The organism is Actinomadura sp. NPDC000929, assembly GCF_040492065.1.
Taxonomy (GTDB): Bacteria; Actinomycetota; Actinomycetes; order Streptosporangiales; family Streptosporangiaceae; genus Spirillospora; species Spirillospora verrucosospora.
Map to the genome: position 1 here is coordinate 1 of NZ_JBEUPA010000223.1, position 9,793 is coordinate 9,793.

General features: G+C 77.1%; 10 protein-coding genes. 8 read left to right on the top strand and 2 right to left on the bottom strand.

The features are described from left to right. From ABWI04_RS39865 to ABWI04_RS39885, 5 genes are all read left to right on the top strand, one after another. Nucleotides 1-807, top strand: an 807-nt coding sequence (locus ABWI04_RS39865) for a hypothetical protein (protein WP_353835643.1), incomplete at its 5' end; no start/stop codon positions are given. 11 nt (nt 808-818) lie between these two features. Next, on the top strand, nt 819-2,039 hold the full coding sequence (locus ABWI04_RS39870) for a S8 family serine peptidase (protein WP_353835644.1): 1,221 nt from the start codon (nt 819-821) through the stop codon (nt 2,037-2,039). 24 nt (nt 2,040-2,063) lie between these two features. After that, nucleotides 2,064-2,816, top strand: a complete 753-nt coding sequence (locus tag ABWI04_RS39875) for a hypothetical protein (RefSeq protein WP_353835645.1) — start codon at nt 2,064-2,066, stop codon at nt 2,814-2,816. Next, nucleotides 2,810-4,075: a S8 family serine peptidase gene (locus ABWI04_RS39880; RefSeq protein WP_353835646.1), complete on the top strand. Its 1,266-nt coding sequence runs from the start codon at nt 2,810-2,812 to the stop codon at nt 4,073-4,075. Before ABWI04_RS39875 ends, ABWI04_RS39880 begins: the two co-directional genes overlap by 7 nt. Nucleotides 4,076-4,079: 4 nt before the next feature. Beyond that, nucleotides 4,080-4,388: an MGMT family protein gene (locus tag ABWI04_RS39885; protein WP_345184540.1), complete on the top strand. Its 309-nt coding sequence runs from the start codon at nt 4,080-4,082 to the stop codon at nt 4,386-4,388. A 15-nt stretch (nt 4,389-4,403) separates the two neighbouring features. On the opposite strand, the gene ABWI04_RS39890 is transcribed toward ABWI04_RS39885, so the two are convergent. Together ABWI04_RS39890 and ABWI04_RS39895 are read right to left on the bottom strand one after the other, a co-directional pair. Next, nucleotides 4,404-5,144 (bottom strand): DUF1275 family protein, encoded by a 741-nt coding sequence (locus ABWI04_RS39890; RefSeq protein ID WP_353835647.1) that lies wholly within the window; start codon nt 5,142-5,144, stop codon nt 4,404-4,406. Nucleotides 5,145-5,152: 8 nt separating this feature from the next. Further along, a complete protein-coding gene (locus ABWI04_RS39895) occupies nt 5,153-6,754 on the bottom strand; it encodes a hypothetical protein (protein ID WP_353835648.1) in 1,602 nt (533 codons plus the stop codon). Between the two features lie 309 nt (nt 6,755-7,063). On the opposite strand from ABWI04_RS39895, the gene ABWI04_RS39900 reads away from it, so the two are divergent. From ABWI04_RS39900 to ABWI04_RS39910, 3 genes are all read left to right on the top strand, one after another. After that, nucleotides 7,064-8,680, top strand: coding sequence for a gamma-glutamyltransferase (locus ABWI04_RS39900; protein WP_353835649.1), 1,617 nt, complete (start codon nt 7,064-7,066; stop codon nt 8,678-8,680). Next, the gene (locus tag ABWI04_RS39905; RefSeq protein ID WP_353835650.1) at nt 8,673-9,152 is read left to right on the top strand and encodes a RidA family protein; all 480 of its coding nucleotides are present in this window, start codon (nt 8,673-8,675) and stop codon (nt 9,150-9,152) included. Before ABWI04_RS39900 ends, ABWI04_RS39905 begins: the two co-directional genes overlap by 8 nt. Continuing rightward, on the top strand, nt 9,145-9,793 hold a 649-nt coding region (locus ABWI04_RS39910), incomplete at its 3' end, for an aldehyde dehydrogenase family protein (RefSeq protein ID WP_353835651.1). The genes ABWI04_RS39905 and ABWI04_RS39910, both read left to right, overlap by 8 nt.

Consider the following 9,793-nt stretch of genomic DNA (forward strand, 5'->3'; position numbering starts at 1 on the left):
CCCGGGCCCGCGCGCCCGTTCGGCGCGCCGCCGCGCCCGGCGGGCGAGGGCGGCGGCCCGCCGACCGTGCTGGGGCTGACCGGCCGCCAGTGGATGCTCGCGGCGCTCGTCGTCGGCTGCTGCTACCTCGTCGCCACGGGGATCTCGTTCGTCGGCACCTGGGCGACCCTCAGGCGCGAGCCCACCAACGCCGAACTCCAGACCGCCGCCAACAAGGAGGTCGCGCAGCGCTGGGAGGCCTGGCCCGCGCGGCGCGTGTTCCCCGAGCGGCTCAGTTACCGTCCGACGGGCAACCACACCGAGTACGCCTCCCGGACGGGGATCGTCCCCGACGCCGGCTGCGTCCAGGGCGTGGACGAGGAGATCGCGACGACGATCGTCAGGCACGGCTGCCGGGCCGTCCTGCGCGCGACCTACGTCGACCAGCTGCAGGGCGTCGTCGTCACCGTCGGGGTGGTGGCGTTCCCCGACCCGTGGAAGGCCGACCGGGCCTACAAGGAGCTGCCCGGCTCGCAGGGCCCGGACGGGACGGGCTCCGTCCGCCCGGCCCTGCGCGCCGCCGCGTTCCCGGGGACCGCGTCCGCCCGCTTCACCGACGAGGCCAGGCAGGACCGGACGATCGACCGCGGGGGCCCGTACGTCGTGCTGACCACGTCCGGTCAGGCCGACGGCCGCCCCGCCTCCGCGATCAAGAAGGCGCGCCCGGGCGAGCCGTTCGCGGTGTCCCCGCAGATCGCCCACGCGATCGCGCGGACCCTGTCGGCCAAGGCGCTGCCCGACTGCGACCAGCCCGAGTGGCAATGCTGAGGGGGGCGCGGGTGAGGCGTCGCGGTCTGCCGGCGGCCGCGGCGGCGGTGGTCGTGGCCGGAACCTGGCTGATGCCCGTCCACGCGCGCGCCGACGCGGTGCGGGACGGGCAGCGCCCCGTCCTCGCCCTGCTCGGCATGGAGACCGCCTGGAAGGTGACCAAGGGCGCCGGCGTGACGGTCGGCGTCGTCGACTCGGGCGTCGATCCCACGCAGCCGGACCTGCGCGGCAGGGTCACCGTCGGCCCCAACATGCTCGCCGGGATCGACGCGGGGACGACGCCCGCGCGACTGCACGGCACCGGGATGTCGACGCTGATCGCCGGGCAGGGGCACGGCCCGGGCGGCAGGTCGGGCGTCATCGGCATGGCCCCGCAGGCGCGCATCCTCGCCGTCCGGACGATCGGCGAGCCGGAGGACGCCAGCTACCGCCGCTTCCGGGCGGCGGGCAGCGCGCACGGAGCGGTGGCGCGCGGCATCCGCTACGCCGCCGACCACGGCGCCGACGTCATCAACCTGTCGCTCGGCAGCGGGGACGACGACCCGGCCGAGCGCGAGGCCGTCGGCTACGCCATCGGCAAGGGCGTCGTGGTGGTCTCGGCCGTCGGCAACGACGGCGACGAGGAGCGGCTGCTGGACGGCGACGGGTTCGCGCCGTACTTCTACCCGGCGTCCTTCCCCGGTGTGATCGCGGTCGCGGCGACCGAGCCCGGCCACTCCCGCGCGCCGTTCTCCAACCGCAACTACTCGGTGCTGCTGTCGGCGCCGGGCACGGGCCTGCCCGTCGGGGCGCCGGGCGGCCGGTACTTCGCGAGCAGCGGGACCAGCGACGCCAGCGCGATCGTCGCCGGGATCGCGGCGCTGATCCGGGCGAAGCACCCCCGGATGGCGCCCGCGCTGGTCGCGCAGGCGCTGATCCAGAGCACCCGGCACGGCCCGTCCGGGGGCTACGACCCGGAGATCGGGTTCGGGGAGGTGCACGCGGCCCGGGCCCTGTCGGCGGCGGACTCGCTGGCCTCGGCGTCGCCCGGCCCGGCGCGGGCCAAGCCCGCCGGGCAGCGGTTCGGGAAGCAGGACCCCGGCCCGGTGGAGGTCATCGAGCGGCCCTTCTGGGTCCGCCCGCTGGTCATCGTGATCGTGCTGATCGGGCTCGGCGGGACGGCCGGAGGTTTCGCGCTCGCGGTCGCGTTCCGGCGGCGCCACTCCGGGCGGCCTCCCGCCGCCCCGTCCTGAGCCGCCTTGGGCTACGCTCCGCTGGTGTCGCGCGCCGAGATCTCCGCCCCGGACGGCGAGCCGGAACCGGGCGCCGGACGGCGGATCTCCCGCAGGACGGCCGCGCTGGTGGCCGCGCCGGCGTGCGCGACCGTCCTGCTCGTGGCCGGGGTGCGGCTGACCGCCGAGCTGACCCGCGCCCCCACCCCCGCCGAGCGCGCGGAGGCCGCGGCGGCGGAGCTGTCCGGCCGCTACCGCACCTGGACGGCCGGGCGGATCTTCCCCGCGGGCCTGGCCTACCGGCTCGGCCAGGCGTCCGCCGAGACGGCCCGCCGGGTGGGGATCGGCCCCGACACCCGCTGCGAGACGGCCGTGGACGACGCGTTCGCCGGGACCCTGACGGCCCGCGGCTGCCGCGCCGTGCTGCGCGCCACCTACCTCGACCAGGCGCAGGGGCTCGCGGTCACGGTCGGCGTGGTCGTGCTCCCGGACGAGCGGTCCGCGCGCGAGGCCGTCGCCTTCTTCCCGTCCCGCAAGCCCGGCCCGGGGCTGCGCGCGCTGCCGCTCCCGGGTTCGGTGGCGGCCCGGTTCGGCGACGCCGCCCGGCAGGCGTCCACCGCCGCGCAGCGCGGCCCGTACGTGGTCGCGGCGACGGCCGGGTACGCCGACGGGCGTCCCGCGATGCGCGGCTCGCCGGCCGACGCGGCCGAGCTGGCGCCGCAGCTCGTCCAGGGCGTCCTGCGGCCGCTGACCGCACCCGCGGAGGTCCGCTGCGGCGCCCGGGAGTGGCGGTGCTGAGGCGCGCCGCGGCCGGGGCCGCCGCGGTGGCGCTGGCCGCGGCCCCCGCCGCGCCGCCGGCCCGCGCCGCCGGACCCCGGAGCGCGGCCCTCGCCTCCGACCCGGTGCGGGACGCGGTCACCCCCGTCCTGGAGTCGCTGCACGTGCCGCGCGCCTGGACGATGTCCAAGGGCGGCGGCGTCACCGTCGCCGTCCTCGACTCGGGTGTGGACGAGGGCCAGGCCGACCTCGCGGGCTCCGTCACCACCGGGCCCGACTACACGCGCGGCGCGAACCCGCCCGGCGTCCCGCCGAAGCGGCTGCACGGCACCAACATGGCGTCGATCATCGCCGGGCACGGGCACGGCCCCGGCGGCGCCGAGGGGGTCGTCGGCGTCGCGCCCGAGGCCCGCCTGCTGTCCCTGCGGGTGATCCTGGAACGCGACGAGCCGGGCTTCGCGGAGTTCACCGGCGGCGCGCGCTACACGGGGACGATCGCCCAGGGCATCCGGTACGCCGTCGACCACGGCGCCGACGTGGTCAACCTGTCGCTCGGCCGCTCCTACCCCACGCCGCGCGAGCGCGACGCCGTCGCCTACGCGATCAGCCGGAACGTCGTCGTGGTCGCGGCCGCCGGCAACAGCGGAGCCGAGGACGACCCGCGCGGCGCGGGCGGCCGTCCCGCCCCGGCGCGCGGCGCCCCCCGGCCCGGGAGCGGCGGTTCCACCAGGTACCTGTACCCGGCGTCGTTCCCCGGCGTGATCTCCGTGGCCGCCGTGGACGCGCGGGGCCGGCACGCCGGGTTCTCCAACCGCAACTCCGGCGTCGTCGTGTCCGCGCCCGGCGTGCGGATCGTCGGCGCGGGCCCGGACGGGCGGTACTGGATCGGGGACGGCACGAGCCCGGCGACCGCGTTCGTCTCCGGCGTCGCCGCGCTCATCCGGTCGCGCCACCGCGGCCTCGCCCCCGCACTGGTCACGCAGGCCGTCGCGGCGAGCACCGCGAACCGCCCGGCGCGCGGCTACGACCGGGGCGTCGGGTTCGGGCGGGTGGACGCCGCCGCCGCGCTCGCCGCGTCCGACGCCCTGGCGGGGGCCCGGACGGACGGTGCGGGCCTGCCCGCCGGGAAGCGGTTCGCGACCGGTCCGGTCCGCCCCGTCCAGGTCGTGCACCGCTCCGGCGGTCTCGTCCTCGCCTACTCGCTGATCTGCGCGCTGTGCCTGCTCGGCCTGGCGGGCGCCGCCGTCCTGCTGCGCGCCGAGCGGGATCCGGGAGAATGAGCGGATGTGGTCCGAACCTGACGAGTACGCCGAGGCGGTGCTGGACGCCGTGGAGCGCATCCCGCCGGGCCGCGTCCTGTCCTACGGAGACGTGGCCGAGCTGGTCGGACGGGGCGGGCCGCGGCAGGTCGGGCGCGTGATGTCGCTGTACGGGGGCGCCGTCCCGTGGTGGCGGGTGATCCGCGCGGACGGGAACCCGCCGAGCGGCCACGAGCTCCGGGCCCACGAGAACTACCGCGCCGAGGGAACGCCGCTGCGCCCGGACGGCCGCCGCGTCGACATGGCCCGCGCCCGCTGGACGGGCCCCGCCTGACCGGGCGGAACCGGCCTAGGACGTCCGGGCCGGGTGCAGCCGGAACGCGCCGGCGATCACCACGGCCAGCACGGCGGGACTGACGGCCGCGGCCGCGAGGGGGGCGCTGGTCATCAGCGCGCCCGCCACCGCCGCCCCGGCGGCGAGGCTGAGGATCACCGCGGTCCGCAGCCCGGCCGCCGCGCCCTGCCCGACCGCGAGACCGCCCATCATCGAGGTCAGCGTGCCGGTGACGAACGTGGTGGTGATCCCGTCGGCGGCCATGCTGCGCGCCGCCGCCGTCTGCGCGCCCATCGCCACCGACGACAGGGAGACGAGGGCGAGCAGCCCGCCGCCGCGCGGCTCGGCGCCCGCGGCGGCCCACCCCGCGAGGAACGCGGTCTGCAGCGCCAGCACGAACGCCAGGACGGCGGTGACGCGGGGCGGCCACACCCGTCCGGCGGCGGTGCGCCCCGCGATGAGGAACCCGGCGAGCAGGCCGAGCGCGAACGCGAGCGTCGCGGCGCCGCAGCGGGCCAGGTCGGCGCCGTTCCCCTCGCCGGCGGCGAGGCCGAACAGCACGATGTTGCCGGTCATGTTGGCGGTGAAGACCTTCTCCATGCCGAGGAAACCGACGATGTCGGTCGTCCCGGCGCCGAAGGTGAGCAGGACCAGGAGCGCGGCGCGCCACCGGAGGGCGGCGCGCGGCGGGCCCCCCGCCGCCGCGGCGGGCGCGGCAGCGGGGGCCGGATCGGACAGGTCGGAGGACGCGGTCACCGTGCTCCCTAGTAGATGATCAGACCGGCGACCGTGGCGACGACGAGGCCGGCGATCACGGGCAGGAACGAGCGGCGGACGAGGTCGAGCACCGGCACGCGGGCGAACCCGGCCACCGCGATCAGCGACGACCACGCGATCAGCACGCCGCCGCCGGCCCAGATGCAGCCCATCTGCCCGATCGCGGCGAGCAGCGCCGGGTCGACGCCGGAGGCCGGGCCGAGCGAGCCGGCCAGCGAGCCGGTGAGCGGCAGCCCGGAGAACCCGGAGCCGTCCAGCCCGGTGACCATCCCGATGATCAGCACGCCGAAGCCGACGACGTACTGGCTGTCGGGGATCGCGTCCTGCATCCGGACGACGGCGTCGAACAGGAAGCCGGGCGCCTTCGCGCCCTCCTCCATGCCCATGATCTTCCCGGCGAAGTCGGCGTTGCCGATGAAGAAGAACCCGGCGATCGGGATCACGACCCCCATCGCCTTCATCGCGAAGACCAGCCCGTCCACGATGTGGTCGGCGCACCGCTCCAGGCTGCCCCGGCCGTCCTTGGCGATCGCGGCGGCCAGCAGCAGCGCCGTGGCGACCCCGCCGACGAGCGCGGCGGCGTCCCCGCCCACCACCTCCGGGACGAGCCCGGTGAACTTGCCCAGCATCATGTAGCCGACGAGGCCGATCAGGGCCAGCGGGACGATCGCGGCGAACGCCTTGGACCGCCGGGGGCAGTCCGCGCCCGGCCGGTCGCCGCCGTTCAGCGACGACAGCGCCCGCCGCGTCATCTCGTCCGACGCCTCGCCCGCGTCGCCCGCGTCGCCCGATCCGCCGGAGCGGGGTCCGGGCACGGTGGACGAGCCGCCGCCGGACCCGGAGCCGGGCCCGTGGTCGAGGACGGCCACGCCGCCGTCGCCGCCGCCCGCCGCGGCGGGCTCCGGCTGCAGGACGCGCCGCCGCGGCAGCACGCGGATGAGCGAGCGGCGCGGCGCCGGCGCCTCCAGCTCCGACTCCCCGGCCTCCCAGCGTTCGAGCAGCGCCGCGTCCGGCCTGCGGAACTCCGAGCGCGTCATCAGGTAGCCGATGCCGAGCGCGACCAGGCCGGTGATCAGGGACAGCACCATGGCGCGGTCGGCGACCGCGCCGGTCTCCACCCCGGCGGCCTTCGCCGACAGGCCCGGGGCGACCTGGATGACGTAGTCGCTGGACAGCGCCATGCCCTGCCCGGCGATCGCGATCGCCACCCCCGCGCTGATCGGCGGGAGCCCCGCGGCGATCGCGGCGGGCAGCAGGATGGCGCCCATCAGCGGCACCGCCGGGGTCGGCCAGAAGAACAGGCTGATCACGTAGGTGACGGCGGCGAGCACCCAGAAGGCGGAGTGGCCGGACCGCATGACGACGCGGAACGGCTCCACCATGCGGCGGTCGGCGCCGAGCGCGCGCAGCGACCCGAGCAGCGCGGTGACCAGCGCGATGATGAGGAAGATGCTGAACAGCTCGGACGCCGCGGTGAGGCTGGCGTTGAAGATCGACTCCAGTCCCGTGACGAGGCTGCCGGTGAACACCCAGGCGGTGAGGAACGTCGCGGTCACCGCGGGGATGACGACGTTCTTACGGGCGATCATCACGGCGATGATGACGACGATTCCGGACAGATAGATCCAGTGAGCGGCTTCCAAAGGACGCCCCCTCCCTGTACGCGCCCTCTGCGAGGCCGACGGGCGCAACGATTGCAGAGAATCTGCTCGATCGGTCCGAGGTGAACAATGAGGAACGTGCACACTACGCGCTTGGTCATTTTGTGCACCATGTCGGGCGTCCGGCGAGCGAAGCAGCGGTGCCCGGGGCCGGTGTGCACGGTGCCCAAGGAAGGTGCCGGATCTTCGGCGATCGGTCCGTATCGGCGCTGATCGGGGGCCGCCGACACTGGCGGCATGTCAGAGCGCAGCCCCTTCGGCCTCCCGGACCGCGGCCCGTCCGTCGCGTCCGGCGGCATGGTCGCCTCCAGCCATCCGGCGGTGAGCCTGCTCGGCGCGCGGATCCTCGCGGGCGGCGGGAACGCGGTGGACGCCGCGCTCGCGATGGCCGCCCTGTCCTGGCTCGCGCTGCCCGGCCAGTGCGGGGTCGGAGGCGACGCCTTCGCCCTGCTGCGCCGCCCGGACGGCTCCGTCGCCGCGTTCGGCGGCAGCGGCTTCGGCCCGGACGGCGGCGAGCCCGCCTTCTACCGTGACCGCGGCCTCGCCGCCGTCCCGCTGGAGGGCGCCCTCGCCGTCGCGACCCCCGGCGCGGTCGCCGCGCTCGCCGCCCTGCACGCCGACTCGGCCTCCCGCGGGCTGCCCGAGCTGTGGGCGCCCGCGATCGCCGCCGCCGAGGACGGCCTGCCCTGCACCCGCAAGACCCGCGCCGACATCGTCGAGCGCCGCGACGCGCTGGCCCGCGACCCCGGCACGGCCGAGGTCTTCCTTCCCGGCGGCCGCGTGCCCGCCGCCGGCGCGCCGATCGTCCAGCGCGACCTCGGCGCCACCCTCCGCAGGCTGGCGGACGACCCCGCCGACCTGTACTCGGGCGCCCTCGCCGAACGCTCCGTGGACGCCCTGGTCGACGCCGGGGCGCCGTTCTCCGGCTACGAATGGATGGCGGGCGGCCGCTCCGTCCCCGAGGCGGCGCTGACCTGCGAGTACCGGGGGACGACGATCCACCTGACCCCGCCGCCCACGCCCGGCTGGATGGTGGCTCAGCAGGCGGGCCTCTGCGACGGCGTCCTGTCCGGCCTTCCGTGGCTGTCGGCCGAGGCGGTCCACCGGATGGCCTCGGCCGCCCGCATCGCGTTCGCCGACCGGTTCGCGGGGTGCGGCGACGGCAGCGACCACTGGCGCGGACTGCTCGCGCCGCCCGCGCTGGCGGCCGCCCGCGCCCGCCTCGACGCGGGCGACCTCCCGGCCGGCCTCACGTCGCCGGTCCCCGCGGGCGGCGACACGACCTCCATGGTCGCCGTGGACGCGGAGGGGCGGGCGGTCAGCCTCATCCACTCGCTCGCCTTCACCTTCGGCGCCCGGATCACCGTCCCGGGCACGGGCATCGTCCTCAACAACCGGCTCGGCCGCGGCGCCTACCTCATCGACGGGCACCCCAACGAGGTCCGCCCGCGCCGGCGCCCGCTGCACACCCTGAACGCCTGGCTCGTCACCGGCGCCTCCGGCCGCCTCCTGCACGCGGGCAACACCCCCGGCGGGGACGGCCAGGTCCAGTGGAACGCCCAGCTGCTGTCCCATCTGCTCGACCACGGCCACGACCCCGCGACCGCCGTCGCGGCGCCGCGCTTCACCGTCCACCCGGGCAGCGACGCCGACGTCCTCGGCCGTCCGCCCGAACTGCGCGTGGAGTCCCGTCTCGGGACCGGCCGGATCGAGGCGCTCCGCGCGTCCGGGCACGACGTCGCCGTCCAGGACCCCTGGGACGCGGGCGGCAGCGCCCAGATCGTCTCCGTCGCGGACGGCGCCCTCCTCGGCGCGTCCGACCCCCGCCAGGACGGGGTGGCCCTCGGTGTCTGAGCTTCCCGCCGCGCCCCGCCCCCAGGGCGACTACGTCCCGGCCGTCGCCGAGCCGATCCGCGCGGGCGACCTCCTGGTCGCGAGCGCCGGGATGACGCCGCGCCGGGACGGCCGCCTGACCGCCACCGGCCTCGTGGGCCGCGACCTGGACGTCCCCGCCGCGCGCGAGGCCGCCGCCCTGGCCGTCCGCAACGCCGTCGCCGCGGTCGCGAACGGGGACCTCCGTCGCAGCGGGAGCCGCGTCCGGCGGTGGGTCCGGATGACGGTCTACGTCGCCTGCGCCGACGGGTTCACCGACCTGTCGGCGGTCGCGGACGGCGCCTCGGCCGCCCTGGAGGCGCTGGCGCCGGGGCTCGGGCGCCCCGCCCGCAGCGCCGTCGGCGTCCGCGCCCTCCCCGGCGGCGCCCCCGTCGAAGTCGAACTCACCGCGATCGCCGGTGACCCGGGAATGGAGACGAGCGAGCATGCATGAGGGCCTGAACCTCGTCGGGGGCGAATGGCGCCCGGCACAGGACGGCAGAACGTTCCGGCGGAGGAATCCGGCGGAACTCGGCGAGATCGTCGGAGAGTTCCCCGAGTCGTCGGCCGCCGACGTGGAAGCGGCCGTCGGCGGGGCCGTCGAGGGCGCCGCGGAATGGGCCGCGGCGTCCGCGGACAAGCGCGCCGACGTGCTGGAGTCGGCGGCGCGGTGGCTGGAGGAGCGGGCGGACGGACTCGTCGCCGAACTGGTGCGGGAAGAGGGCAAGACGCGCGCCGAGGCGGCCATGGAGGTCTCCCGCACGCCCCGGAACCTGCGCTTCTACGCGGGGGAGGCCCACCGCATCACCGGCCAGAGCCACCCGGCGCCCGACGGCGGGCTCGTCTACACGCGGCGCGAGCCCGTCGGGGTGGTGGGCGCGATCACGCCCTGGAACTTCCCGCTGAACATCCCGTCCCGCAAGATCGGGCCCGCGCTGGCGGCCGGCAACGCGGTGGTGTTCAAACCGAGCCCGGTGACGCCCCTGCTGGCGCAGCGGCTGGTGGAGGCGCTGCTGGCCGGCGGGCTGCCGCCGCGCGCGATCGCGCTGGTGCACGGCGGCGCCGGGGCCGGGGCCGCCGTGGCGGCGGACGAGC

Coding starts and splice junctions, on each gene's coding strand:
- ABWI04_RS39885 (WP_345184540.1), top strand. CDS start 4,080: ATGTGGTCCGAACCTGACGAGTACGCCGAGGCGGTGCTGGACGCCGTG.
- ABWI04_RS39895 (WP_353835648.1), bottom strand. CDS start 6,754: ATGATCGCCCGTAAGAACGTCGTCATCCCCGCGGTGACCGCGACGTTC.
- ABWI04_RS39900 (WP_353835649.1), top strand. CDS start 7,064: ATGTCAGAGCGCAGCCCCTTCGGCCTCCCGGACCGCGGCCCGTCCGTC.